Origin of the sequence: Streptomyces sp. NPDC048506 (assembly GCF_040651315.1) — a bacterium.
Classification (GTDB): domain Bacteria; phylum Actinomycetota; class Actinomycetes; order Streptomycetales; family Streptomycetaceae; genus Streptomyces.
The window spans coordinates 1-24968 of the sequence record NZ_JBEZIX010000038.1 but is presented as its reverse complement, the minus strand read 5'-3'; the positions used below and the strand labels follow the sequence as shown (position 1 = coordinate 24968).

Annotated in this window: 26 protein-coding genes and 4 pseudogenes; 18 read left to right on the top strand and 12 right to left on the bottom strand. The window is 69.0% G+C overall.

Annotation, left to right across the window (positions count from 1 at the left end; translation table 11 throughout):
- Window positions 1–455: 455 nt before the first annotated feature.
- Window positions 456–620 (top strand): hypothetical protein, encoded by a 165-nt coding sequence (locus AB0C96_RS27880; protein ID WP_362920964.1) that lies wholly within the window; start codon window positions 456–458, stop codon window positions 618–620.
- Between the two features lie 624 nt (window positions 621–1244).
- Here the strand turns inward: AB0C96_RS27880 and AB0C96_RS27875 are convergent.
- Window positions 1245–1682, bottom strand: coding sequence for a nuclear transport factor 2 family protein (locus AB0C96_RS27875; RefSeq protein WP_362920962.1), 438 nt, complete (start codon window positions 1680–1682; stop codon window positions 1245–1247).
- 49 nt (window positions 1683–1731) lie between these two features.
- A pseudogene (locus AB0C96_RS27870) lies at window positions 1732–1878 on the bottom strand (alcohol dehydrogenase); the annotation flags it as partial.
- Between the two features lie 229 nt (window positions 1879–2107).
- Between AB0C96_RS27870 and AB0C96_RS27865 the strand changes: the two are divergent.
- The 3 genes from AB0C96_RS27865 to AB0C96_RS27855 are packed head-to-tail and all read left to right on the top strand — an operon-like array spanning window position 2108 to window position 4753.
- On the top strand, window positions 2108–3058 hold the full coding sequence (locus tag AB0C96_RS27865) for a LysR family transcriptional regulator (protein WP_362920960.1): 951 nt from the start codon (window positions 2108–2110) through the stop codon (window positions 3056–3058).
- 22 nt (window positions 3059–3080) lie between these two features.
- Complete coding sequence (locus AB0C96_RS27860; RefSeq protein WP_362920959.1) at window positions 3081–3275, top strand: hypothetical protein; 195 nt, start codon at window positions 3081–3083, stop codon at window positions 3273–3275.
- 11 nt (window positions 3276–3286) lie between these two features.
- Window positions 3287–4753, top strand: coding sequence for a hypothetical protein (locus AB0C96_RS27855; protein WP_362920957.1), 1467 nt, complete (start codon window positions 3287–3289; stop codon window positions 4751–4753).
- Between the two features lie 180 nt (window positions 4754–4933).
- On the opposite strand, the gene AB0C96_RS27850 is transcribed toward AB0C96_RS27855, so the two are convergent.
- Entirely contained in the window at window positions 4934–5884 is a 951-nt protein-coding gene (locus AB0C96_RS27850) for an SDR family NAD(P)-dependent oxidoreductase (protein ID WP_362920955.1), read from the bottom strand.
- 659 nt (window positions 5885–6543) lie between these two features.
- On the opposite strand from AB0C96_RS27850, the gene AB0C96_RS27845 reads away from it, so the two are divergent.
- Window positions 6544–7149 carry a hypothetical protein gene (locus AB0C96_RS27845; protein WP_362920953.1) on the top strand — a complete coding sequence of 202 codons (606 nt, stop codon included), beginning with the start codon at window positions 6544–6546 and terminating at the stop codon, window positions 7147–7149.
- A 355-nt stretch (window positions 7150–7504) separates the two neighbouring features.
- On the opposite strand, the gene AB0C96_RS27840 is transcribed toward AB0C96_RS27845, so the two are convergent.
- The 5 genes and pseudogenes from AB0C96_RS27840 to AB0C96_RS27820 all read right to left on the bottom strand — a co-directional run bounded on the left by AB0C96_RS27840 (window position 7505) and on the right by AB0C96_RS27820 (window position 10829).
- Entirely contained in the window at window positions 7505–7762 is a 258-nt protein-coding gene (locus tag AB0C96_RS27840; RefSeq protein WP_362920951.1) for a helix-turn-helix domain-containing protein, read from the bottom strand.
- A gap of 76 nt (window positions 7763–7838) precedes the next feature.
- Window positions 7839–8690, bottom strand: a complete 852-nt coding sequence (locus AB0C96_RS27835; protein WP_362920949.1) for a tetratricopeptide repeat protein — start codon at window positions 8688–8690, stop codon at window positions 7839–7841.
- 496 nt (window positions 8691–9186) lie between these two features.
- Window positions 9187–9645, bottom strand: a complete 459-nt coding sequence (locus AB0C96_RS27830; RefSeq protein WP_362920947.1) for a hypothetical protein — start codon at window positions 9643–9645, stop codon at window positions 9187–9189.
- A 136-nt stretch (window positions 9646–9781) separates the two neighbouring features.
- A pseudogene (locus AB0C96_RS27825) lies at window positions 9782–9844 on the bottom strand (hypothetical protein); the annotation flags it as partial.
- 454 nt (window positions 9845–10298) lie between these two features.
- Window positions 10299–10829, bottom strand: coding sequence for a DinB family protein (locus tag AB0C96_RS27820; protein ID WP_362920946.1), 531 nt, complete (start codon window positions 10827–10829; stop codon window positions 10299–10301).
- Between the two features lie 292 nt (window positions 10830–11121).
- On the opposite strand from AB0C96_RS27820, the gene AB0C96_RS27815 reads away from it, so the two are divergent.
- The gene (locus AB0C96_RS27815; protein WP_362920945.1) at window positions 11122–11532 is read left to right on the top strand and encodes a PPOX class F420-dependent oxidoreductase; all 411 of its coding nucleotides are present in this window, start codon (window positions 11122–11124) and stop codon (window positions 11530–11532) included.
- Between the two features lie 361 nt (window positions 11533–11893).
- Here AB0C96_RS27815 and AB0C96_RS27810 read toward each other — a convergent pair whose 3' ends face one another.
- On the bottom strand, window positions 11894–12856 hold the full coding sequence (locus AB0C96_RS27810) for a LysR family transcriptional regulator (RefSeq protein WP_362920944.1): 963 nt from the start codon (window positions 12854–12856) through the stop codon (window positions 11894–11896).
- A gap of 70 nt (window positions 12857–12926) precedes the next feature.
- Here AB0C96_RS27810 and AB0C96_RS27805 point away from each other — a divergent pair, with 70 nt between their 5' ends.
- The 5 genes and pseudogenes from AB0C96_RS27805 (at window position 12927) to AB0C96_RS27785 (ending at window position 16750) form a co-directional block, all read left to right on the top strand.
- Window positions 12927–13877 (top strand): NAD-dependent epimerase/dehydratase family protein, encoded by a 951-nt coding sequence (locus tag AB0C96_RS27805; RefSeq protein ID WP_362920943.1) that lies wholly within the window; start codon window positions 12927–12929, stop codon window positions 13875–13877.
- Window positions 13878–13892: 15 nt separating this feature from the next.
- Window positions 13893–14777, top strand: a complete 885-nt coding sequence (locus AB0C96_RS27800; RefSeq protein ID WP_362920941.1) for an aldo/keto reductase — start codon at window positions 13893–13895, stop codon at window positions 14775–14777.
- Window positions 14778–15023: 246 nt separating this feature from the next.
- A complete protein-coding gene (locus AB0C96_RS27795; RefSeq protein WP_362920940.1) occupies window positions 15024–15290 on the top strand; it encodes a helix-turn-helix transcriptional regulator in 267 nt (88 codons plus the stop codon).
- 18 nt (window positions 15291–15308) lie between these two features.
- Entirely contained in the window at window positions 15309–15866 is a 558-nt protein-coding gene (locus AB0C96_RS27790) for a hypothetical protein (RefSeq protein ID WP_362920938.1), read from the top strand.
- Between the two features lie 69 nt (window positions 15867–15935).
- Window positions 15936–16750 (top strand): annotated as a pseudogene (locus AB0C96_RS27785) (IS5 family transposase).
- On the opposite strand, the gene AB0C96_RS27780 reads toward AB0C96_RS27785, so the two are convergent.
- A complete protein-coding gene (locus AB0C96_RS27780) occupies window positions 16733–17899 on the bottom strand; it encodes a hypothetical protein (RefSeq protein ID WP_362920937.1) in 1167 nt (388 codons plus the stop codon). The pseudogene AB0C96_RS27785 and the gene AB0C96_RS27780 sit on opposite strands and share 18 nt — an antisense overlap.
- 252 nt (window positions 17900–18151) lie before the next feature.
- Here AB0C96_RS27780 and AB0C96_RS27775 point away from each other — a divergent pair, with 252 nt between their 5' ends.
- The 3 genes and pseudogenes from AB0C96_RS27775 (at window position 18152) to AB0C96_RS27765 (ending at window position 19747) form a co-directional block, all read left to right on the top strand.
- On the top strand, window positions 18152–18895 hold the full coding sequence (locus AB0C96_RS27775) for a helix-turn-helix domain-containing protein (RefSeq protein WP_362920935.1): 744 nt from the start codon (window positions 18152–18154) through the stop codon (window positions 18893–18895).
- 32 nt (window positions 18896–18927) lie between these two features.
- Window positions 18928–19146 (top strand): annotated as a pseudogene (locus tag AB0C96_RS27770) (transposase); the annotation flags it as partial.
- 145 nt (window positions 19147–19291) lie between these two features.
- On the top strand, window positions 19292–19747 hold the full coding sequence (locus AB0C96_RS27765) for a nuclear transport factor 2 family protein (RefSeq protein WP_362920934.1): 456 nt from the start codon (window positions 19292–19294) through the stop codon (window positions 19745–19747).
- 275 nt (window positions 19748–20022) lie between these two features.
- Here AB0C96_RS27765 and AB0C96_RS27760 read toward each other — a convergent pair whose 3' ends face one another.
- On the bottom strand, window positions 20023–20406 hold the full coding sequence (locus AB0C96_RS27760; RefSeq protein ID WP_362920932.1) for a helix-turn-helix domain-containing protein: 384 nt from the start codon (window positions 20404–20406) through the stop codon (window positions 20023–20025).
- A 195-nt stretch (window positions 20407–20601) separates the two neighbouring features.
- On the opposite strand from AB0C96_RS27760, the gene AB0C96_RS27755 reads away from it, so the two are divergent.
- The 4 genes from AB0C96_RS27755 to AB0C96_RS27740 all read left to right on the top strand — a co-directional run bounded on the left by AB0C96_RS27755 (window position 20602) and on the right by AB0C96_RS27740 (window position 22421).
- Entirely contained in the window at window positions 20602–21090 is a 489-nt protein-coding gene (locus AB0C96_RS27755; RefSeq protein WP_362920930.1) for a luciferase family protein, read from the top strand.
- Entirely contained in the window at window positions 21087–21719 is a 633-nt protein-coding gene (locus AB0C96_RS27750; protein WP_362921042.1) for an NAD(P)H-dependent oxidoreductase, read from the top strand. Before AB0C96_RS27755 ends, AB0C96_RS27750 begins: the two co-directional genes overlap by 4 nt.
- Before the next feature lie 62 nt (window positions 21720–21781).
- Window positions 21782–22195 (top strand): DUF6640 family protein, encoded by a 414-nt coding sequence (locus AB0C96_RS27745; RefSeq protein WP_362920928.1) that lies wholly within the window; start codon window positions 21782–21784, stop codon window positions 22193–22195.
- 97 nt (window positions 22196–22292) lie between these two features.
- Window positions 22293–22421: a hypothetical protein gene (locus AB0C96_RS27740; RefSeq protein ID WP_362920926.1), complete on the top strand. Its 129-nt coding sequence runs from the start codon at window positions 22293–22295 to the stop codon at window positions 22419–22421.
- Window positions 22422–22571: 150 nt separating this feature from the next.
- Here AB0C96_RS27740 and AB0C96_RS27735 read toward each other — a convergent pair whose 3' ends face one another.
- Window positions 22572–24584 carry a WD40 repeat domain-containing protein gene (locus AB0C96_RS27735; protein WP_362920924.1) on the bottom strand — a complete coding sequence of 671 codons (2013 nt, stop codon included), beginning with the start codon at window positions 24582–24584 and terminating at the stop codon, window positions 22572–22574.
- Between the last annotated feature and the right edge of the window lie 384 nt (window positions 24585–24968).

Genomic DNA, 24968 nt, shown 5'->3' with positions numbered 1-24968 from the left:
GCGCCGCTGCTCCCCGCGCGTGCGGGAATGGCCTCGCCTTCGAACGCACACGATGGTCTGGTCGAAAATGGCTCCTGCGCCAGTGGGGACGGTCCCGACCGGAGGACCGATCGCCCACCTTGCTGCCGCTGCTCCCCACACGTTGATCACCTGTCGGTGGTCCGGCCCCGCCCGTCCACACCTGGCAGCAGCGGGGCGATCCGTCCCCACGCCGGATCCGCCAGCTCACCTCGACTCACCACAAAGGGCGCAGACTGGGCACCGGCCTGCTCCTTCGTCGACCGCGCCCATGCCGTGCTCGGCACCCAGGGGGCGCCCTGCCGGCACGCCTGTTCACGCCGCTGGCGCTGTTCGACAGTGGGGCCCAGCTCTCCAAGACGCTCATACGCACCGCTGGCGGTCCCACCGCGTTCCCCGGCACCCCGGCACCCCGGCACCCCGGCACCCCGGCATGGATGCTCCACGCCACCAGCTGGCCGGGAACCACCGAGCAATACGCCCACATCCTCACGAGCTTGCTGGGCCACCTCCTGGCCCACCCTGACCGCTTCGCCCGCCCCTTCACCACCACCGAGCTGCTCCACCTCGTATCCGCCCCGAACCCCCGTACGACGGAGTAGCCCCTGATCCGTTGTCAGTGGGATTCCGCGGGAGCAGGGGGCTCCTCGGAGCGTTCGAGTACCAGACCGTGACATCCATGGGCAGCCGGGCCGGCAAGGCCTCAACGTAGACCGGGTGCGTGGTTCGGGTGCTTGAGCTGGTGGTGGTCGGGCGGGTGCCGAGAGGACACCTCCTCACAGACCGTGCCCGCAGAGGTGGGGATCGCCTTCTGTCGTGACCTGTTCCGCCGGTTCACCGTGCAAGCGATCATCGTCGAGAACGGCGACCCGCCCCCGACATCGCCCAGCAAGCACAGCTGTACATGTTCAGCCGGGACCTCACGTCGGCCGACTGCGCACCGCCGCCATTGCCGCGAGCCGTCTGCCAGCCGAAGCACCGCCGGCGGCTACCGGGCGGTCTACGTGTTGATCGCTTGTGCCTGGGAGACCTCAGGGGCGGCGGTTGCCGCACGGGACGGCTGCTTCCCCGCACCGCTCTCAGCCGGTGCGTCCTCTCGGCCATGCGGCCACGAGTGCACGGCCCGGAGCCCGACACCCCGCAGGCCACGCCCGTTGAAAGCCACTTTCCGGGCAGCCGCACCCCGCAGTGCCTGCCGGCATCACGGCCATCCGGCGGTGTGCGGCTTACGCATCGCCGACGGGCCGGGGGGTGTCGTGGTCCGGGAAGAGGGTGGCGGCGACGTGGTGGGTGTCGGCGTATTCGATGACGGAGGTGATCTTGCCGTCGCGGACGGTGAAGATGCCGAGGCAGCGGTTGTCGTAGATACTGCCGTGCATGGTCGTGGCCTTGGAGGTCCATTCGGCGACCACGCGGTCGCCCTCGGCGAGGGTGCTGACCAGAGCTATTTCCAGGCTGCCGGGGACGAAGGCGGGCCCCATGCCGCCGAGGAAGTCGTTGATGATCGCGTCGCGGCCGTGCCACACCTTGGAGACCGGCAGGCTGCCGGGGTAGTGCCAGGTCGCGTCCTCGGCGAAGCTGTCGTGGATCACGTCGACGTCGCCGTCGCGCACGGCCTCGACGTAGCGGATGACGACGGTCCGGGGGGTGGGGGTGCTGCTCATGGTCGTGCTCCTTGGTGTGGTCTGCGAGGTTTCCGGTCGGGGGACGGGTTCAGGACAGGGCGAGGACGGCTTTCCCGCGGATGCGGCGGTCGCGCAGGTCGGTCAAGGTTGTCGCGGTGGCGGCCCGGTCCGTGACGCGGCCGATCTCCGGGTGCGGACGGCCCTCGTCGGTCAGCCGGACCAGCGCCGCCAGGTCGTCGTCGAGGCGGGAGTCCGCGTCGAGGTAGAACACGACCGGCTCGGCGGGATCTCCTGTCGGTAACAGGGCCTTCATCGTGGTTCCCCTCCTCGTCGGCCTCAGGGGCCCTCCCCCGGTGCGGCGCCTGGTGCGGCGTCGAGGACCATCTGACCGGGTAGCGGGGTGGCCCAGCCAACAACGAAGTCGCCCGGGCGACAACGTGCGGTTGTCGCATAAGGTCAGCGGCATGGATCTCGACCTCGCCCTGGTCCGCACGTTCACCACGACCGCCAGGACACTGCATTTCGGACGCGCGGCCGAAGAGCTGAACACCAGTCAGCAGGCGCTGTCCAAGCGCATCGCACGGCTGGAGGAGCTGGTGGCGGCTCGGCTGTTCGAGCGCGAGGGCGGCGTCCGGCTGACCGAGGCGGGCGAACGGTTCCTGCCGGCCGCGCATGAGGCGCTGGCGGCGGGCGAGCGCGCGATCGCGGCCGTGGGCGGCGCCGGTTCAGTCGTACGGATCGACACCTGGGGGCATCTCTACGCGCCGATGCGCACCGTCGCCCAGGCTGTGCAGGCGCTCAGGCCTGTGCAGCTGGAGCCCGGCCCAGGACGCGACTGGCCCTCGGTCGCCCAGGCGTTGCTGCGCGGCGAGAGCGACCTGGGCTTCGGCCGGGTGCACCCGCTACCCGACGGCCGCGATGCAGGCCTCACTCAGCGGCTGGTGCGGCTGGAACCCGTCGACGCGCTGGTCGGCCCGTCCCATCCGCTGGCCGGCGCGAACGCGCTGCGCCCGGCCGACCTGCGCGGCAGCACCCTGTGGTGCCCGGCCGAACTGAGCCGCCTGGACTTTCTCCGCCGCTTCGCCGACCACTTCGCCCTCACCCGACGCCAGGACGGCCCCAACCTGGGCCTGGAGCACCTCGTCCAGCACCTCCGTAGTGACGCCGGGTGCTTCACCCTCTTCCCCGCCGACGCGCCGCTGCCCGACCACGCGGGCCTGCGCGCCATCCCGCTCGTCGAACCGACCCCGCTCTACGCCTGGTCGCTGGCCTGGCGCGAGTCCGCCCGCCATCCGCAGCTCGACACCCTGCTGCGCGGCTTCACCGAAACCGGCCGCTCCCGGCGCTGGCTCGACTACGCCCCCCAGCGCGACTGGCTCCCGGACACCGACCATGCGAGCCTCGCGGTTGGCTGAGGTCGGGTGTCGGGTCGCCGACGTGTCCTGGTCCAGCCTGCTCAGCCACGCCGGCCACGCCGGTGTGGCCGGCGTGGCCGGCTTGGCCGGGCCAAGCGCCTCTGTGGAGCACATCGAGCCCCCGATCGCCCCGTCCATCGGCCTGGGCAGGCTGGTGCGCACTGCGGTCACCTCGGAGTGCCACCTCCGTCGGATGTTCCTGCCGGAGCCTCGCTAGGGTTCGGTCGTATGACCGACCGCGTTCTGGAACTCCTGCGCACCCGCCCCGATCTGGCCGAACTGGCCGCGTTTCCGTTCGACTTCGATGTGAGCCGGGCCTACCACGTCGAGGAGGTGCACCTGGCGTCCGGTGCGTCGTTGGCGCCGATCGCCGGTGACGACACCGGCGGCACGTACTTCCTGTGCGGGGGAACGGCCGTGCTCCACGCATCCTCCGAGGGAGACGCCGTGCTTCTCGCCGAAAGTGTCGGTGAGGCGCTCGAAATGCTCGTCCGGCTGCCCGGGTGGTGCGACAACATCTCCGCCGATCTGGACGAGGCGGAACTGCTTGCCGGAATCCGTGCGGCAGACGACGAAGCGCGGGAGGAGTTCGCCCCCGAACTGGACGCGCAGCGAGCGGCGTTGATCAGGGGTCTGGGTCTGCCGGACCGGCCGCTGGTCGAACTCGTCGCCATGTCGGAGTCGGCCGCCCGGCGCACCGAGCCGGACTACGTCCTGCTCAACTCCCGTGAGCTCTGCGCGTACCGGCTGGACGAGTCCCTCCAACAGCCCCTGCGCGACGTCGTCCTCGGCCCGGGGCAGGAGGTGCTGGAGCGGGTGCGCTCGGGTGACCTCGGCGCGCGGGAGGAGGCGGCTGCGGATCCGGTGCTGCGGGCGGGGGTACTGCGGGCCGCGCAGTACGACCGCCGTGCTGACGATCTGCCCCATCTGCGCTTCCTGCTGGAGTGCGAGAGCGCCGCACGGACCGAGCGGTTCGAGGAGCGGTGGCTGGCCGCGGTGCTGGTGGCGTTGCACGGGCAGGACGAGGACGTTCCGTTGCTGCGGTCGGCCACTGCCGGGCAGGTCTCCGACGGCGCCGGAGCCCTGGAGTGGGCCCGCGCCGAGGAGGTGAAGCGGTACGGGCGGGATGTGACGGCGGAGAGCGAGTTCACCTGGATCGAGCTTGCCCACCGGCAGGGTCGCATCGAGCACGCCCGGGTCGCGCTCATCCGTCTGCTGGACGACACCGGCCCGCACGTGGACAGACTCCGGGAGCTGAGCCGCGCGCTGGAGCGCATCGGCGACCACGCGCAGGCGGCCCGCGCCCAGTTCAACCTCCTCTCGCTTCAGGACACGGCATGGGACCGGGCCTCGGAGGCGCACGTCCTCGCCCGCCTGGAGCGCCGCAAGGGCGACCTTGAGGCAGCGGGGCGGGCGCTGGAGCGGGCACGGGCGGCGGTCGGTGCCGATGGCACCACTCCGGACGGAACGGTCTCCCAGTGGCACCGCCGGGGGCTCGGCCGACTGATCACGGAGCAGCATTTGGAGCTGACGCTCGCCGCGGTCGGGGTGGGTGACGCGGAACTCGCGCGTGCCACGATGGTGCACGGCAGGCTTCTGCTGGACACGATCGGCAAGGAGTCGGCGAAGGCGCTCAGTCAGCTGTCCACGCGGGCGAAATGGGCGGTCGCCGGGCTTCGCCCGCCCGGCGCCTGACACCTGCGAACCGCCACGGCGGAGAGGCGGCATGCGGCCGTATCCGGGTGGCCGGATACGCCTCCGCGAGCGGCCTGCTCAGTCTGGGTGTTGGCACGAACGCGGGCGGTGAACGCATCGGTGAGGTCCTCAGCGACGTAGCTGTTGGCGGTGTCGGCGTTGTCGAACGCGCGCCGGGGGCTATCCGGGGATGGTGCCGAGGGCGACGCCGGCCAGATCACAGCTTGCGTCCCACAACCGCGCCGCGACGGAGGTGTCGGTGAGGTGGGTCCACACCGGTTGGCTTCGGGGCTCGCCGCGCAGGCCGAAGACGCGCGGTCCCCATAGTTGGCCTCCACGCACGGCCGGGTCGAGCACCGCCCGGACCGCTGGCCATGCGCCGGCGTGCTTGCCCTGGACAAGGAGGGCCGCGGGTGCCGCGCCCAGCCGTGCGCCGGTCGTTCGCACATGGACCGGCGGCCGTGACGGGGTGAGGGAGTCCAGCGCGCCACCGGGATGGACCACCACGCTCGCCACAGTGCTGCCGGCAGCGCGCAGGCGGCGGTCGAGTTCGACGCCGAAGTACATCTGTGCCAACTTGGAGCGTCCGTAGGTGCGCTTGGGCTGGTAGTCCTTCCGGGACTCCAGGTCGTCCAGGTCGAGCCGCTCGGACCTGGCCGCGAAGCTGCCCATGGTCACAATGCGGGCCGTCGGCGCAGCCGACAGCAGCGGCATCAGCCACTGGGTCAACGCGAAGTGCCCAAGGTGATTCGTGCCGAACATGAGTTCGTGGCCGTCCCCGGTCTCCTTGCGCGGCGGGGCGTCAAGCGCGACGCCAGCGTTGTGGACCACCGCATCGAGGCAGTCCATCTCCAGTGATTCCACCGCTGTTTCGAGCGACGAGAGATCGGCGAGGTCCAGCCGTACGGCCCGCACCCTCGCGCCAGGGACACGCGCACGGATCGAGGCCATGGCGACCTCGGCCTTCGCGGGATTCCGGCTACCGAGCACGACGGTGGCTCCGGTTGTCGACAACTGCTCCGCGACGAAGTATCCGATGCCGGCGTTGCCGCCGGTGACCAGGAAGACGCTGTCATCGGCACGACGTGGCCGTTGGACGTCCCAGGGCAGGGTGGAGGACGTGGACGACATGGCGACGGGGCTCCCCTACTGGTGAAGGCGGCTGCGGCTGCTCCGCTGGGCAACTCGACGCCCACGGTTCCGGCCGCCACCTACATATCGCCTATGGATCACCGACAGTCCCGCCGGACAGCCGACATCCCGCCGACGCGGTTCCGGCCCGGTGCCGGCCCGTTGCCGCAACGTGCTGCTGAGCGTCACATTGGCCAACCCGAGCACTCAATGGCCAACTGGGGCGCTCAGTCACACGAGGCTGAACGCCAAGCTCAGGCTCGCGCTGCGGGTCGGGTTTGATGGCGGGTCGCAGCAGATTCAGCCAGTGCCGGGTCTCCACCTCCTGCCGGCGTCGCTCCCGCCCCTCGTCGCGACCTCGGCGAGCTGGGCGGCCTGGGCCGTCGTGTGGTGGCGCTGGAGCTCGGCCGGGCCGGCCTCGTCCCACGCAGTGACCTGGTGGCTGACCGGCACGCCCGAGCACTTGCGGTAACCATGCTGGTTCCGCTGGGAGTTGATCAGCTACCAGCGGCGCCACGCGGCGAGTCGGCCCACGTCGGCGGCCTGGAGTGGATGGGAGCGGCGGTCCGGGAGACCGGAGCGTGCGGAGACCGCGCACGACAGGTAGGGGCGTCCCTCGCCCCGACCCGGCTGTCAGTCACGGTAGCTAACGTGCTCTCATGAGTTCTTCCCTGAGTGTGTACATGCTCGACCCCAAGGCCACGCGATCCCTTGTCGGCTCGCGCGACGAGCAACTGCTCCAGGCCATCCGCGACAACTTCGGTGACGACCTGGAATCCGACGACAGCTGGTTCTCGTCGGAGATCGCGAACGGCGCCCCCACCTCGTACGAGGCACTGCACGCGGTGGTGCACGGCGGGCCCTTCCGGGAGGGCCAGTACGCCTTCCAGTACGGCTACGCCTACAAACGCCTGTGCTCCCTGACCGGGTCCTTCCTCGACAACTCCTCCTTCTGCCCATTCCGGGGCGACTGGCTGGAGGCGGTCGACGAAGGGCTGCGAGCGCTGCGGATCACCGCGATATCGGTGGCGGAGTTCGGCTACTACAACGGCATACCCGCCTCCATCCCGCACTACGACCTGCCGCGCTGCGGCGAGTGGACGCACGAGCAGTGCCTGGAGGCGCACGAGCAGTTCGAGCAGACCGAGAAGGACACGGCCCCGCAGCTGGAACCCGCGGTGGTCGAAGCCGTCAGGGACGTCGCAGGCTGGCTTCGCCACGCGGCGGCACGCCCCGGTTTCGGCATCGTGGGCTTCGTTTCCTAAGGCCGTGTCCTATGCAGGTGAATCGGTCGTCGAGTGCACGCGCCGGCTGGTGGCTCGCGAGTGCGAAGGTCCGCGCTTGGCCATGGCCGTGGGCGCGAACCAGAGCGTGCTTGTCACCGCCCTCGGCTTGAGCCGAGGGAACGATGCCGGCCTTCGTCACCCCCGTCGACGAAGGCCGGGTCGTGTCGGCGTGCGCAGTGCCGGCCGGAAGGCCCATCCCCAGAACGGCCACGGTGGCAACAGCTGTGGCAGTACCTCAGAACTGCAAGGAACCCCCCAGCCCGTCACCTGTTCGGCATCACATTCACCGAACTCCCCTACGCCTCAAGGGTCCCGGAATCCCACCGGAAAGTCGTTAGCACTCAGTTGGGACGTCACTTGGCACACAGTCCGCTTCGAGGATCAAGCGCTGGCACCGGTAGTCCCTGGGAGGGATGCCGTAGGCGCTACGGAAGGCCCTTGTGAAGACAGCCGCACGAGGAAAACCCCAACGGGCCGCGATGGCATGGATGGGGACGGCGTCCAACGCCGGGTCGGCGAGATCGCCGCGGGCGGCGTCCAGGCGTCGGCGACGGATCCAAGCAGCGACTGTCGCCTCCTCGCCCGCTGCCACGAACGCCGCGCTACCGTCATTGACACCCAGTAGATCTCCTGGCCGTCGCACACGCTTCAGAAGCACAACAGGTTCTCTATTCGTACTGGCCCCCCCCCGGCGGCAGCGGCGGCTCCAAGGGTTCGTCCAGGGGGACGCCCGACCAGTCGAGTCGGAACGGGCCTTCGTTCAGCTCGGATGGGATCCGGCCCATCAGCTCGAACGTGGCGACCGGCTGCCCGGGGCGATGGACATCCAATTCCAGCTTGACGAAACCGTCGAGGTCCTCGCGGGTCAGGTCGCCGGTTTCGCGCAGTCTCGCTTCGGCGGCGTCCCGTGCGCCGGCGAGTGTTCTGCACACGTGGCCGACGTCGATCCATTCGGAGTTGCTGATCCGCAGCTTCTCGCGCAGCAGGGCGAATGCGTACGTGCGCGGGCTCGTCTCCAGGGCGGGTGGCGGACCGGTCTCGGCCTCAAGGATTTCTAGGCAGGTGTCCACTTGGTCGTCATACGGGTCGCGGCGCAGCGCCTCGCGGTAGGCGGCTACCGCGCCATCGCGATCGCCGAGCCAGGCGAGCGCGTGGCCGAGGTGGATCGGAACGAGCGGATCTTCGGGGTCGGCGTCCAGCGCCGCCCGCGCGGCCTCAGCGGCGCGTTCGGCGACCGGTCGGCTCACGTCGTCCCAGTCGTCTTCCTCCACGCCATTGAGCGGTGGGCCTTCCAGGTCGTAGTCCCAGCCGGAGTTCACCTGATGCTCGACGTCGGTGCAGAGACGCAGCTCGAACGCCTCGATCACAGAACGGCCTATCGCCACCGTCGCGGGATCGGCATGCTCGGCAGAGTCGTAGCAGGCGCGCGCCTCGGCGAGCAGCGCACCGATCTCGTCGGTGCCGTGGTCGTCCCAGAAGCGGTAGGCGCACTGGGCGAGGAGATCGAGGGCGTGTTCCACGTTCATCCGGTGAGATTGGCATATCCGGAACATGCCCGTTCCTCCAAACCCTCATCTCGCCGCCTTTCCGCGCGAGTTCAAAGGCGGTTGTGAGAATCGTGTCACCAGGCCCAAGGGGCGCTCACCGCAGATGAGGAACACGTTCGGCCAGGTACTACGAGCTCGGCATCGACAGTGGGTACGGCTCGCCAAGGACAGCCTGAGGCGACACGCGTGGTGTGCGTGTCGCTTCAGCGAAGCCCGTGCAGTTACCGGGTGTTGGCAGGTGTTTGGGGAGCTTCGATCAAGGTGCGGAGAGTTGGTGGGCGGGTGAGGATACGGTCGAGGACTCTCTGGGCGTCAGCAGACACAGCAGCACCACGGGAAGCCGCTGAGAGCCGCGGGGAGGCACAGGGAGCCGCTGGGTACCACTGGGGTCCGTGGCGGAGCACGTCGTCCCCGCGAATATCTCTGCCTGGGGTTTCACGGGGACGGCGTGCGCAGGGCGCCGTGGCGGTCAGGTCTGGCACTGGGAGGTCGCGGCGCCGGTCCAGTTGCTCCAGGCGCCTCCTGCGGGTTTGACGTGGACGCGGATCTCGACCTTGGCGTTGACGACGAAGCAGACGCGGGTGGTGCTGCCGATTTCGGTGGGGCCGGTGGTGGTGCGGCGGGGGACGAGGGTGCGTCCGTTGCCGATTTTGACCCAGTGGCCGCCGGAGACGACGCGGAAGAAGGCTTCGTAGTCGACGTAGGCGGCGTGGGGGCGGGTGTTGGTCAGGACGACGTGGGCTTTGATCTCGCGGGTGTAGATGCGTCCTTCCTTGCCCTTTTCGGCGCTGATGCAGCCGTTGGCGGCGATGCCCTGGGTGGAGACTGAGCCGCCGCAGGCGATGGCGGCGGCGTGGGCGTTGGTGGCGGGAAGCAGCAGGGCGAGCGCGGTGGCGGTGGTCAGGGCTGCGGTGCGCGTCAGGCGCATGGGGGAGGTCCTTCCGGCGGAGAGAGGTCCCACCTTCCCGCGAAATTTCGTCCCGGGAAAGGGGGTCTTCGAATGGGAAGGCGTCCACGACCACGGTGGCATGCGGCAGCGCGGTGCGTACGGCGGAGCGGAACGTGGCACACAGGTCGATGGCGCCGTAGCGGATCGAAGTGGTCCACCAGGTCGGCTGGGCTGTCAGCCAGGCGGCAACGGCGGCGGCGTTGCGTGCTCGGCAGAGGACCCAGCCCCTCTGGTGGCCGTCGCGGGGAACACCTCGGCCAGAGGCTTCCAGAAGCCGAGCGCGCCGTCGCCGACCGCCAGGACAGGGACGCCCGTCCCGCGCCACTGGCACTGGCAGTCGCACAGCAGGTCGGTCCAAAAGGCAGCCGATCCGCCTGCCCGGGCTTTACGCCGGCGGTTGTTGCGCTGGTCAGCGGGCTGGACGATGGTCGCCTCGATGCCCCGCCGGCACAGATGCACAGGGTGCCTTACGCCTGCGCGATGGCCACCGGACCACGATGACTGCCCGGTCTCGTAGTAGCACCTTCTACCGGCAGTTTCCGCAGAAAGTTGAAGAAGCCAATGCCGTCGGCGGGTTTGTGGTCGTCACAAACGACCTGCCCTATCGAGAGCCGGGGGGACGACGCCTCCGGCTACTCGCCGGTGATGCCGTCGGCAAGCTCCCGGACGACGTCGAGGTGCCCGACATGCCGCGCGTACTCCTGGAGCAAATGGAACAGAACCCAGATCAGCGTTGGCCGCTCCTCCTCGGGCGGGACCCGGCCCCCGAGAGTGGCCATCCGGTCCTCCAGCCGCGCAGCGGCGACGATCGCGCGGGATCGCTCGCACTGGGCGCGGAAGAACGCCGTCACATCCTCGACGGTCTCACCCGCCTCGACACGCCATCTGCCGCCACGGGCTTCCATATCGCCCCACGGCTGTTCCACCTGCTGGCCGGCGAAGCCCCACTGCAACCAGCGCAGCTCTACATAGGCCAGATGCTTCAACATCTCCAGCGGCGCCCAGCCGGATGGCACCCGACTGCGCAGCAGCTCCTCGTCGGTCAAGCCGTCCAGCTTGCGCAGCACGGCGTCACGGTAGAAGTCCAGATAGCCCGCCAACAACTCGGCCGGGCTGGTGAGCGTGACATCGGGCTCCGCTGGGGGCTCGGCTTCAGCAGTCATGGAAGGTGATGTTAAGCGGGGTCCCTCAGGCACGCCACCCGCTCACAGCGAAGCGCCCCGCCCGTCGATTACCCGGTTGGCGATGCGGGCCGAACACGTGCAGCGGCCCCGGCGGGGGGGATGCCCATGCCGGGGCCACATCAGGAAGGTCGGCCTGACGATCGGAGAGATGGCCGCCTGCTACGACCACCGTCCGCCTGCGCAAGGGATCACAGGGGCGGTGCCGACCTCAACAGATCTTGACCTCAACAGCCTTGATCTCAACCACACTTGAGGCTCTAGGGTCGGCCGCATGATCTTCACCGAGAAGGAACGCGAGTACCTCGCCGCCCAGCCACTGGCTCGACTCGCCACCATCGGCCCCGACGGCCGTCCGCAGGTCCGCCCGGTGGGCTTCCAGCTCAAGGACGACGGCACCATCGACATCGGCGGGCCCGCTATGGCCCGCAGCCAGAAGTACCGCAACGCACAGGCCCACCCCGACGTCTCCGTGCTGGTCGACGATCTGGCGCCGGCCAATGACCCGGTCGCGGGCGGGTGGGGGCGCGGGGTCGAGATCAGGGGCCGGGCCGAGGTGCTGACCGTCGACCTGCCGCCCGTATCACCCGACCATTTCAGCCGGGACATCATCCGCGTCCACCCCCGGAGGGTCATCGCCTGGAACCTGGAGACGCGGGGGACCGCCGCCCGCGACGTCGAGTGACGGTGGGCCGAATGCGTGGGCTCAGTCCCGCAGACCGGAAGCGGTCGACGACTGAACGTGTTCGCCCGGACAAGTCCTCAAAGGTCGTCGGCTCGCCCCCGACGGATCCCCCTGCGTCGGCGGGGAACGCGAGGTCTGGCTGACCGTGTCCGCGAGGTGAGTGGTGGGTAAGTGGTGGGTGACCGGTATGCCGCCTGTCACCGTTTGTGTCGTCAGCCATGGATCGTGGCGAGAAGTTGATCGACCCCAGGGGCCGTCCTGTGCTTCCTGAAGTCAGGCGCGAGCCTGCGGATCAGCGCGGCGCCCCGATGCCATCCGCCATGGTGAACACCGACTGGGCTGGTCGGAGACGGAGGCGCGGTCAGTCGCGCAGGACTGCCGGTGGCTGGGCTGCCGCCGGCAGTCGTTGTTCGGGGATCTCCGATTGATGCGTCGCCTGCTCGCGGAGGGCCTCGATGAACGTCGTGACGTGCGAGCCGTCGCGACGGCGGCCGATCGTGGCAACGCCGATGTGCCGGGTCGGAGCCGGCGGCTGGATCGGGACAGCGCGCAGACCCGGCACAGTCGGGACGAGCGCGATGGAAGGGATCAGGGAGATTCCCATTCCCGCGGCGACCAGCGAGCGGGCGAAGAAGTAGTCGGTGGTGGTGCCGCGCACTTCCGGTTCGAAGCCGGCGCGCTCGGCGTAACGGCGCAGGTATGCCTCGGTCTTGAGGCAGCCGAGCACCCAGGGCTCGGCTGCCAGTTCGGCGATGTCGAGTGACTCGCGGTCGGCGAGTCGATGCTCCTTGGGCATGACGACGTGCAGGGGATCTTCCAGGAGTGCGGTCCACTGCGGGCTGGAGCTCGATCCCGGCCCGAGAGGCAGCGGGCCGTCGAAGTGGTAGGCGAGTGCGAGGTCGACGGCGCCTTGGCGGACAAGGGGCAAGGTGTCCTCGGGCTCGCCCTCCCTGACGTGGACCAGGGTGCGGGGATGGGTTGCCATGAGCCGGGTGAGAGCGCCGGGCAGCAGGCGTCTGCCGCCGCTGGTGAAGGTGGCGACGGTGAGCTGTACGCGGCCCGTGCTGAGCCGTTCGACCTGCTGCTTCGCCTGTTCGAGCTCGGCTGCGACGGACTCGGCGGCCCCGACCATGATCTGGCCGGCCTGAGTCAGGGTGACCCCGCGCGTGCTGCGTGCCACCACCTGGGCACCGAGGCTGCGTTCCAAGACCGCCACGTGCTGGGAGACGGCGGAGGGGGTGAGGTGGAGAGCCGCGGCCGCCTTGCTGAAGCTGCCGTGGTCCGCCACCGCCCGCAGGACGCGGAGCCGCTGCACATCGATCAACAGTATTCCTTAAAACGCTTTCAGTAAGCCGCCACTTCTGCTGATGACAGTAGGCGTCCAGGGTGGAGGCATGCAAAGAATCTGCGTCATCGGCGGAAGCCGCTACTTCGGAAAGCTCCTGGTCGAGCGCCTGAAGGCGGCCGGCCATCAGGTCACGGTGCTCAACCGCGGCTCCGCTCGGCCACCCACCGGTGTCGAGCACCTCGTTGTCGATCGCAACGACGAGGCCGCTCTCGTCGCCGCGCTCGGCTCGCGCACCTTCGACGCGGTCGTCGATCAGATCTGCTACACCCCCGTACAGGCCGCGATCGCCGCCCGCGCCTTCGCCGGCCGCACCCGGCGCTACGTCATGACCTCCACGATCGAGGTCTACGACCCGGCGACCGCCGCGCTTCCGGCTGAGCCGGCGGGCGCCCCGGTGCCGGAGAGGAACGTGGACCCGCGCGCCTGGCTGGTGGCCATGGACCTGCCCTGGCACGACGAGGCATACCTGGAGGCGCACTACGCCGAGGGCAAGCGCCAGGCGGAGGCCGTCCTCACCCGGGACGGCAGCTTCGCGTTCGCCTCTGTGCGCAGCGCGCACGTGCTCGGCGGCGGCGGAAAGGAGTTCACCGGCCGACTCTCGCACTACACCGAGCGCATCGCCCGGGGCGACGAGATCGCTGTGCACGCCAAGGCGCTGCCGACGGTGTTCATCCACCACGAGGAGCTGGCGGACCTGCTGCTGTGGGCGGCCACCGCCACCGACTTCGCCGGTCCGGTCAACGCCTGCTCCGACGGCCTGCTCGACGTGCGCGAGCTGGCCGCGATCGTCGCCGCGCAGACCGGCCGCGAGCCCGTCTACCGAACCGTCGCCGAGGGCGGGACCGCCTCGCCGTTCTCCTTCGACCGCCACTACGCCATGAGCAACACCCGTGCGAAACAGCTGGGCTTCGCCTTCTCCCGTACTGCCGACTGGCTGCCCGGCGCCGTCGCCGAAGCCCTCACCGCATCCGCCGCCCCGACCGCCCCGACCGCCTGAGGAAAGCGAACCGCCATGCAGTACCGCACCATCGCCGACACCACCGTCAGCGCCATCGGCCTGGGCGCCATGCCGCTGTCCATCGAGGACCGCCCGGACGAGACGCGGGCCATCGCCACCGTCCACGCCGCCCTCGACGCCGGCGTCACGCTCATCGACACCGCCGACAGCTACCACTGGCACGCTGACGAGGTGGGCCACAACGAGCTCCTGCTCGCCCGCGCCCTGGCCCGCTACGGCGGCGACACCTCCGGCGTCCTGATCGCGACCAAGGGCGGCCGCGGCCGGCCCGGAGACGGCAGCTGGACGGTCACCGCCACCCCGGAACACCTCAAGTGCGCCGCCGAAGCCTCCGCCAGGCGACTGGGAGGCGAGGCCGTCGGCCTGTACCAGCTGCACAAGCCGGACCCGGCCGTGCCCTGGGCGGAGTCCGTCGGCGCTCTGCGCGACCTGCTCGACGTCGGCACGATCCGCGCCGCCGGCATCTCGAACGTGACCACCAGCCAGATCCGCCAGGCGCATCAGATCCTCGGCGACGGACTCGTCTCGGTACAAAACCGGTACTCGCCCGCCGTCCGGGACAGCGAGCCCGAGCTACGGCTGAGCACACAGCTGGGCCTGGCGTTCCTGCCCTGGAGCCCCCTCGGCGGCATCTCCCGCAGTTCCCTCGACGGCCCCTCCGGCCCGACCTCCATCGACACCGCCTTCCACCGCATCGCGGCCGAGCACGGCGTCAGCCCGCAGCAAATCGCCTTGGCCTGGCTGCTGAGCCGCTCCCCCGCGGTGATCCCGGTGCCGGGAGCCAGTCGCCCGACCTCCATCACCGACTCGGCTCAGGCCGCGGAACTCAAGCTGAGCCCGGAGGAGCTGACGCACCTTGAGGACGCGCTGCCGGGCTGAAGCACTCCGGATGTCGACGCCGAGTCCATCGACCGAGGACGGCCGCTCCCACCAGCCAAATCAGCCACGAACCATCTGCTCTCCGGCCGGACGGCACATCCCGGCCATGGCCGAGCCTGGCAGCTGGAACACGCTGGCCACCTGCCCGCGCCCGACCACACCTCCTCGGTGGCGTCCGGGTCGCACAGCTGCCACATCCCGCCTTCCAGGTGTACATGGCCGCGGCCGGCCAGCAGTACGGACTCCGTGCTCAAGCGGGCTCGGCTCGCGCTGAACATGACGCTGGAGGAGGCCGCCCACGCTCTGAACGCGATCACCGGTGGTGCGACGGGCCCGAGCCTGATGAGCGCGTGGGAGTCCGGTCGGCGTCGTACGGGCAAGCGGAACCGGTCCGGTCTGTGCCGGCTGTACCGGGAGCGGCCCGAGGTGTTGTTCGTCCACCAGGAGGGAGCAGCCACCAGCGTGTTGGAGACCTCCGGCTCAGCCGTGGTGGTCAAGGTGCTCACCAGCTAGGCCGACCTGGTCGAGGCCGTGGTCAGCGTTGCCGCCGGGACGCGCGAGCAGCTGGTCGTGACCGGCAGTCGGTCGCGGGAGGAGGCGTACTCGGCGGCGATCGAGACGGCCGTGGCCCAGCACCCGGACCTGGTGCATTACCGCGTGCAGTACGGGCCGCCGCGGCACCGGGCGCTCGCCGATGTGGTGGGGAGAAGCGTGCGCGAGGACCTTGAGCAGGCCACCCGGGCCCGTACGGCGTCCGTGGTCGAGCTGGCCCAGGAGCTGATCCGGCACCCGAGCCGAGCTGGGATCGACGACCACGGCCCTGTCCTGGGCGTGTTGGAGGACTGGCTTGCCGTTCGCCCCCTGCCGCACCGCCGCCTGCACGACGACGCCGGGCACCTGGTGGGTTGCTCGTGGCGATCCCCCGGCCGGCCGGGCCCCTGGCGGACGCTGGACGCGTGCGTGGACACCGCCCCGTACGGCGACGATACCGCCTGGTCCTTCCCGCCTGCCTCCGGTGACATCGTGGAGGCCCTGCGCGAGCTCGCCACCGGCTGCGATAACACCGACGTCAAGTCCAAGCGGGCCTAACTGATCGTTTCCGAATGAGTTCGTTGTGGTGGTTGGTAGTTGAGGGCGGCATCGGGCAGGGTCTGCGGGGTGCCTGACGATCTTGCTCCTGATGATCTGTGGGAGCGGATAGTCCCGCTGCTCCCGGCCCGTCCGCAGCGGCGGCGTCGCTTCCCCGGCAGGCTTCCGGTGGACGACCGCGTTGCCTTGGCCGGCATCGTCTACGTGCTGTGCAAGGGGGTGAGCTGGCGGGACGTCCCGGCCGAGCGGATCGGTTGCAGCGGGGTGACCTGCTGGCGCCGTCTGCGGAACTGGACCGAGGCCGGCGTGTGGCCCCGCCTGCACGAGACGTTGCTGTTTGAACTCCGCAGGTCCGGTCTACTGGAAATGGACGACGCGGCAGTGGACGGCTCGCACGTCAGGGCGCTCAGGGGGGCTCGCACCGGGCCTTCGCCGGTCGATCGGGGCAGGCCGGGCAGCAAGCACCACCTGATCGTCGACCGGCACGGCACACCGCTCGCCGTGTCGCTGACCGGCGGCAACCGACGCGACGTCACCCAGTTGATGCCGCTGCTGGATGCCATTTCCCGTATTCGGGGACTGCCAGGCCGACCACGGCACCGCCCGCGGAGGCTGTTCGCCGATCGCGGCTACGACTTCGACCAGTACACAAGTACAGGCGCCTGATCCGCAAGCGGGGCATCACACCGAAGATCGCCCGCCGCGGCACCCCGCACGGCTCCGGCCCGGGCAAGACCCGTTGGGTGGTAGAGCGCACCTTCGCCTGGCTCCACCAATTCAAACGCCAGCGGATCCGCTACGAGATACGCACCGACCTCCACCAAGGACTCCTCGAACTCGCCTGCACCATCATCTGCTTGAGACGACTACGCATCGCATTCTGAAACATCAGTAGGGCCGTCCTCACCCTGGACAGGCAACGCTGACGTCGCTGATCGGTATGCCTTGGCCATGGCCTGGAAGGAGCGCTTGGGGGCGAGGCTGCCATTGGGCATCAGCTTGCATACCCCGTAGGACGCCATGTCGAGGTCGAAGCGCGGGTCGGCGTGGTGCGGGTACTCGTAGCCGGCGAAGGTGAACCAGAAGGCGGTATCCACGCCTTCCTCGTCGAAGACGGCGAGCATCTCGCGCAGGTAGTGAGCCTGTTCTTCCTCGTCGCGGACGTAATCGCCGTTGATGCGGGGCGGATCGGCGTCGTGATCGACGACATCTACCCAGCCCATGCCGCCGCGCTCGGCTGCGCCCCGGTAGGTGCAGCAGCCGAATTCGGTCGCCGCGAGCGGCTTGCCGTGCCGGAAATACTCGCGCAGGCCCTGACGGAAGGCGTCACTGGCATCGCCGTAGGCGTCCGCACTTACGATGTCGAAGGGCGCCCAATCAACCTGTTCCCACGTTCCGGAAGCGTAGGTGATCTTTCCGCGGAACCGTGAGCGCACCGTCTCTGCGATGTTGGCCAGCAAGGAGTTCAGCCGGGCCGGAACCTCGGCGAGCTCGGCCAATGCCTCGGGGGCGCCGCTGGTCAGGGCTTCGATTCTGGCGAGGCTGTCGTTTCCGGAGAGAATGCCGGCAGCAAACAAGCTCAGCTCGCAGCCGGCGACGAAGACATCCGCTCCCACCTCCTGGGCGCGGTCCGCACAGGAGGCGAAGTAGGGCAGCAGCTCTTCGGCGGACAGTTCGCAAGGGAATGGGGAGAACCAGACCTCAAGCCCGGCATCGGCGGCGTGCCGGGCCGCAAGGGCCAGTCGCCCAGGGTCGCCGCCGGTGATCCGCACGGCATCGCAGTGCAGGTCGTCTGCGATGACGCGGATCTCGCGTCGCACCGCGTCGGCGTCGAAGACGGGCCGCGAACTCTTTCCGCCCGGAGTGAAGCCAGTGTCGTAGGTGATGCCTTTGGCTCGCATGGGATGCTCCTGACAATCGATCGATATCTGTTGCTGCGTCTCACCGGGCGTCGATGGGAATCGGTTCGGCGGACGGATCGCATGGACGACTCGGGTGCGTCTGGAGATCAGCTCGACGGCGACCTTGGCCACGTGCTACCTCGCTTCTCCCTGGGAGACCACCTGACACCCGTGTTCGGCGATCGGAGCCGAACGTTAGGCACGAGCCGAAAGCCAGTCAACGGCGATCTCCTCGGGACCGTGCTGTTTGCGCTGGTCAGCTGCGCAACTGTCGATTGCAATGACAGTGAGGGTCAATGCACGGCGAAGGAGAGGGTGTTGCAACGATCGGCGACCGGTGCACACACTGTGTGCCGAGACAACCGAATCAGAGGAACCGACCCGATGCCAGGACGCAGGCTGACCAGAGCCGACCGGCAACAGATCGCCGCGGGGTTGGCGCAGCGCCTGAGTTACGCCGACATCGCCAGACGCCTGAACCGTCCCGCCTCGACGGTGAGCCGCGAGGTCGCGCGCAACGGCGGACCAGCCCGGTACCGCGCGGAACTGGCGCAGCTCGCGACCACCCACCGAGCCCGGCGCCGGCCACAGCCCCCCGCGCCGGTGCAGCGGACCATCGAGCATCTCGGCCCCGACCCCGACGCAACGGCCGCGTTCGTCACCGACCTCACCACAGCACTTGTCGAAACCGGTCTCCCGCGCACCGCCGCCCGCGTGATGGCCTGCCTGTTCGCCTCCGAGACCGGCAGTCGCACCGCCATCGAGATGGCGCAGCACCTGCAAGTCAGCGCGGCGACCATTTCGCAGGCGGTCCGCCTGCTGGAACGGCAGGATCTGATCCGTCGCGGTCGCGATGACGGTGGCCGCCGCCACCGGTATTTCCTCGACGACAAGGCGGGCTTGCGGACCGTCGCGGCCAGCGTCGCCGCCAACCAGCGGTTCGCCGCCACCGCGCTGCGTGGCGCCGAGCTCTTCGGAGCCGAGACCGCTGCCGGATCCCGGCTCGCCCTGGCAGGCCGATTCCTCGAACGCCTCGGCGACGACCTCATCCGCTCCGCTGAAAAGCACTGGCGTGACATGGTTGGTGACAGGGGCGACGAATACACGCTGACGAGCCACTCGGAGTAGTACGCGGCCTCATTCGCCCTGGCGAATCGACCAGGTATCGAGAGTCCCGGAGCCTGAAGATCGCCCGCCGCGGCACCCCGCACGACTCCGGCCCGGGCAAGACCCGCTGGGTGGTGGAGCGCACCTTCGCCTGGCTCCACCAGTTCAAACACCTCCGCATCCGCTACGAGATGCGCGCCGACCTCCACCCAGGACTCCTCGAACTCGCCTGCTCCATCATCTGCTTGAGACGACTACGCATCGCATTCTGAAACGATCCGTAAGGCCTTTGCGAAAGTGGATTTTGACGCTCTGTGCCGTTACCTGGGAGGTAATGGCACCGATCTGTGGACGCCCGCGAGAATGCTGATCTCGCCGCGTCAGGCGGACGCGGATGTCGGATCGGAGTGATGAGTCGTGACCATAGCTGCACCCGCAACCACCCGCGCCGTCGTGGAGGAGCTGTTGCGCCGGATCGGCGAGGGCGATCCCGAGCGCATCGCTGAGATCTATGCCGAGCGGGGCGACTGGAAGCTGGACTGGCCGGAGGCCGAGCACGGTCGGACCGCTACCCCATGGATCCGTCACCGCTCCACCCGAGGCGATGCCGCAGCCCACTACCGTGAGCTCGCCGAGCACCATGTGCCTGGGCAGGCAGCGACCGAAATCGAGCGCATCCTCGTCGACGGCCGCGATGCGGTCGTGCTCGGCGAGATCCGTCAAACCGCCCGGTCCACCCGACGTGCTTATCGCGCTCGGTTCGCTCTGCACCTCACCGTCGAAGACGGCCTTGTCACCCGGCACCATGTCTACGAAGACAGCCTTGCCGTAGCCCAGGCATTCGACACGAAGGGACCGACTGAGGCTGACTGAGGCCTCCGTGAACTCAACGGTCACAGCTACTCGTTGATGGCTGCGACCAGTACGGTCGGTTCGTAGCGGACGGGTAGTGTGATGCCCCTGCGGATGTCAACTGTCCGCTGTGAGTGGTGTGTTGTTCCCGTCCGGGGCGATGGCCTGGTAGATCTCCCGGGCGACGTAGAGTGTGAGGCATCGGATGACTCACGACGTGTCTTGCCTTCGGTGACGCGTCGTTCCAGGTAGCTGCGGGTACGCGGGTACGGCTGTCCCAGCGCAGCCCTCAGCCCTCAGCCCTCAGCCCAGGCTTCCTCCTCCGCGCGTGCCGTGTCGTAGGCCCGGCGGGCAGTGGTGACCTGGGGCAGGTGGGCGTCGGACCAGTTGGCGATGGCGTCGAAGACGGGCACGAGGGTGCGGCCCAGCTCACTGATGGCGTACTCGACCCTCGGCGGGATCTCGGCATGGTAGGTGCGGGTGATCAGGCCGTCCCGTTCCAGCTGGCGCAGGCGCTGGGTGAGCACCTTCGGTGTGATCGTCGGCAGAAGCCGTTGCAGTTCGTTGAAGCGCGAGCGGCCGTGGTGTTCGAGAGTCCACAGGATCGGGGTGGTCCAGCGGCTGAACACCAACTCCACCACAGGGTTGATCGGGCACGCCTGCTGCGCCGGATCGGTCACGGCACCTTTCCTTCCGCTCTCGCCCGCACCCCCGTACTCAGCGGCCAGGGGCACTTTCCTGGAGGAAACCACTATCCGGAGGATACTAGCTTGGTGGTGTCAGCGAGCGGGGCGGCAGTCAGCCGGACCGCTCGGCGATCAACCGACTGCTCGTCCTACCGACGGGCCGTCCGCACCACCGAAAGAGGCACCACCATGACGTTCCCCGCGCTGCCCGAGCGTGCGGGAGACCGGCCCGAGACCGGGCCCGAGGTCCCGCACCTACAGCTCACCCAGCCCAGCCCGCCGCAGATCAAGGAGACACTGCGGCGGTGGCTGGCCACCGCGCTTCCTGGCACCGTCTCGGGCCGTAGCGAGATTTCCGTTCCCAGTACCTGGGCGGTGTTCCTCAGCGAGGTCGCCCCCGCCGATGGCGCCCGACTGTTCCTGCCGCGCGGGGACGCGGAGTTCGTGCACCTGCACGCCGACGGCAGCCTGCACCTGGCCCTGGACCCGGCCGACCACGCCGCGTTCCTGGCCTCCGGATGGGGTGAGAAGCACCCGCTCTACGACCGTGGCGCCAATGTCGTCATGTTCTACGCCCCGCGCGACGAGGCCGAGCTGGAGGCGGCCAAGAAGGTCATCGCCGCGTCCTACCGGTACGCCACCGGTCACGCACCGGCCGCCGGGCCCGCCGCGGCCTGACCGCTCTCCCCACCGGGCTGCGACGCCTACGCGCGCAGCATGGCGACCCCGCGGCCCGGTCCCTCCGCAACACCTGGGACGCGCCGGTCGTCCACCGTGACCTGGCCGCCTCGCCCGTACCCCACCTGTCCGCGGCAGGCATAGCCGCCTGGGGCACCGACCCCGCCCGGCACAGTGCGGAACAAGCAGCGGCCGCAGCCGTTCAGGACGAACTCATCGATCAGTTCCTCGGGGCGAGTGCCTACCTGTTCGCGGTGCCGATGTACAACCTCACGATGCCTTCGGTTTTCAAGGCATGGCTGGACCAGGTCATCGTCAAGGGCCGCAGCTTCGGCTTGCCCGACGGGCCTCCGGCGTCCGGTCGTCCGGCCCTGGTGGTCTCGGCACGCGGCGGCGGTTGCGGCCCCGGCACTCCCAACCACGGCAAGGACTTCGTCGTGCCCGCGCTGGAGACGATCCTGCACGACCTGCTCGGCCTCGAAGTCACCTCGTTCACACCCGAGTTGACCATGGCGCCCGTCGTTCCGGCACTGGCCCACCTGGTCCCCATCCACAAGGCGTCCTTGACCGACGCGCACCAGCAGGCCCGCCGGCGGGCCGAGAAGTTCCGCGATCAGATCGCTGTCTGACCCGTTCCGGGACCCGCCACCACGCCCTCGCACACAGCACTCACACCCCACGGAGGAATTCCATGCCCAAGATCACCACTGGAAAGGTCCTGCTGACCCTCACCTCACTGGTCACCCTGACCGGCGCCTACATCGCAGACTGGAACAAGACCCACATCTACAACCCCAACTGGCCGCCGCACGCCAAGTTCCACAACGCCCAGACCATGAGCATGGGCGCCGCACTCGGCCTGATCGGCCTGTACCTGCTATGGGTGCACCGAGGCGCCTGGACGCGCTCACTGGTCCAGGTCATCGTCGTGGCCGAGTCGCTGTACTGGATCACTCAGCTGTCGGCGATTCTCTACCCCGGCACCGCCCTCGTCGACGGCGACTGGGTTCCGCCCATCCAGCCGGCCCTCGCCACAACCATGCTGGCCCTCAACGCACTCGCGTACTGCTTCGAGCACCGACGGCTGAAGCGCCACATCGCGTAGATGATTGAGTCCGGTGTCTGTGCCGGCCGCGACCATGGCGAAGGGCGTCCGTTGGCCTGAGTGTGACTTCCGGCCTGGACGCCCTTCTGGCGGCGCGGTGATCGACCGCGAACGCGCACTGCCGCGCCAGATCAGCGGTGACCTCACCGACACCGAGGTCGACGCCCCGGAAACGGGTCCTCTGGGCGTGAAGCGCACACGGAGCGTGATCGACTACAGAAACTGATCCAGAACCGTCGTGCTGCGCCACCACCGCGGTGCGCGGTGGCGCCACGCCCCAGGCGACCTGTGCGGTGAGAGTCGCGGGTTCAGGTGCCTCCATGTACCGCTGCGACTTCGTGAACTCGTCGTCGGGTCATGCGACTTCGGATTTCCCTCAGAGGACAGGAGAACATACAGGGTTGGCATATCGGCTTGGTGCGCTGGTGAACACGGCGATGTCTGTGCCGAAGCAGACGATGATGTCGCCACCCTCCGCTACGGCTACGGCTGTTACGTAGGCGGGGACGTGTAGGGCAGGGCCGATTTGCCGACGGGTGGTGAGGTCCCACACCTGCACCGTGCGGTAGCTGGCGGTGACGGCAACGGGGTGGCCCTTGACGGTTGCTGCCGTGACAATCTGCACCCCGGTGGCAGAAGGCAGTTCGCCAATCTGCTGGCGGGTGGTCACATCCCACAGCTTCACCGGCTCGTCGACGTCATTGCCGCTGGTGAGCGCCATCGGTTGTCCGCCGACCACAGCGGTGGCGATCTGCTGCACGTTCTTGCCGTGGCGCCCGGTGGGGTGGGCGCAGGATTGCCGATTGGTGGCCAGGTCCCTGACCCGGATGGAGCCGTTCCAGGAACCTGCCACGGAAACGGGTGTTCCGTCGATGGAGGCGGTTGCGACGGCGCTTACCCACCGGTGGTGACTGACACCCGGTGCACCGATCTGCCCGCCGGTGGCGAGGTTCCAAACCCGTACGGTCTTGTCGGGGCCGGCGGTCACGGCCAGCGGCCGTCCACTCGCCGAGGTGGTGGCGACCGAGGAGACAGCGGCGGTGTGGCCGGTCAGTGGAGTGCCGAGTTGCTGTCCTGCGGCCGGGTCCCAGACCCGGGCGGTGTGGTCGTCGCTACCGGTCACGACGACCGCGCGGTCGTCGACGGCGGTGCCGGCGAGCGCCCTCACCGGGCCTGTGTGACCGATGAGCGGCTGCCCGAACGGCTCTCCGGAGCCCAGGTCCCACATGCGGACGCTGTGGTCGTCGCTGCCGGTGACCACAATGGGCTGTCCGTCGATCGATACGGTGGTCACCGCTCTCACTTGGCGGCGATGGCCTGTGGCAAGCTCGGCACTTCCCAGACCGAACAGCAGGTCCCACACCCGTACGGTTCCGTCACTGCTGCCGGTCACGGCGACCGGCCGACCGTCGAGAACGGCGATGTCGACCGCCCACACAAAGTCGCTGTGCCCGGCGAAAACGTGGAGTTGTTTTCCGGTGGCGAGGTCCCAAAGTCGCACGGTTGTGTCGTCGCCGCCGGTGACGGCCACCGACCGGCCATCGAGCTCGGTGACGGCAATCGCCTCCACCGCCCGGCGGTGGCCCGTCAACGGTTCACCGATCTGCCGGCTGGTGGCCAAGTCCCACACCCGCACCGCTTCGTCGTAGTGACCTCCGGTAACGGCCACCGGCCGGCCATCGAGCACGGTGGTGGCCAGCGCTGATGCTCCGTCCTTGTGGCTGGTGAACGTCTCACGGATCTGTTCGCCCGTGGACAGATCCGACACCGCTATCTGCCCGAGTGCGCCGCTGGAAACAACGACCGGTCGACCGTCGAGCACCGTAGTGGCAACATTCCCCACCATGCCCAGGTGGCCGGTGAACGGTTCACCGGCCTGGCGTCCCGTCCGCAGATCCCACACTCGCACCGCTCCGTCGAAGCCGCCGGTGACCGCCACCGGTCGACCGTCGAGCGTGGTCGTGGCAACCGCCCGCACCATCGCCTCGTGATCGGTGAACAGGCTGCCGATCTGCTGGCCTGTGGTCAGGTCCCACACTCGTGCCGACTTGTCATTGCTGACGGTGACGGCCACGGACCGGCCGTCGAGCGTTGTGGTGGCCATTGCATAGGCCGCTTTGGAGTGTCCAGTGGCCGGTTCACGGATCTGCTGCCCGGTGGTGAGGTCCCACAGCCGTACCGAGCCCTCCTTGCCGGCGGCGGCAGCCACCGGTCGGCCCTCGAGCATCGAGGTGGCAACCGCATGTACGCCCTGCCGGCGGGCTGGCGGCGGCCCCACCACCGGTGGCATGGAGGCCACTTCCCCTGTGGACCGCCAGTCCCACCGCAGAGCCCAACCATGCATGTCGCCGAACGGCGTTGACGGACCAGAGGACCCGATCTCTGACATGGCGCACACGGTACAGCTGGACTCAGCCTGCACGGCCCCGGGCCGATCCGGCCAACTCCCGGAACTCTCCACACCTGACTCTCCGAACCTGACTCCCCACACCTGACTCCCCACACCTGCTGTCGAGACTCGCGAGCACAGCCACGGTGACTTTTGTCCTGACCGATGCGGTACAGCTGGCTCTGCCCGCCCGCTACGCCGAACGGAAAGATCAGTGGCATCGAAAGCGCACCACGAAGACGGACCAAGGGGCGGACATGAGCGGCACCATCACCCAGCGGCAGACCGAGGTTGCGTCCAGGGAAGTGGTGTAGGGGTTCGACCTGATCCGGGGGTTTGCTCCGGCTTCTGGCTGATGCCCGCATAGATGAACGGCCACCGGCT